Raw genomic sequence first — 254 nt, forward strand, 5'->3', positions numbered from 1 at the left:
CCGCAGGCGACACGGATCGGGCCGTCGGACGGGGTGTCCTGGTAGCAGGCGTCGAACGCCCCCCAGCCGAGATCCGGCACCAGCGCCTCGGCCCCGCCGTGCGGCGCCTCGACATCGGCCTGGCCGTCGCCGCGGGCGCGGTAGCCCGCGACGTAGCGGGCCGGGATGCCGCGGTGGCGGGCGGCGGTGATGACGACGTGGGTCAGGTCCTGGCTGATGCCCTTGCCGGCGGCAAATGCCGTGGCGGCGGGCAC

General features: G+C 76.8%; 1 protein-coding gene. It reads right to left on the minus strand.

The genetic code is table 11. The annotated features are described in order from the left end of the window. On the minus strand, positions 1 to 254 hold a 254-nt coding region (locus AC0IY0_RS28855), incomplete at both ends, for a transglutaminase-like domain-containing protein (protein WP_471766490.1).

This window comes from Methylobacterium sp. AC315, from assembly GCF_979253755.1.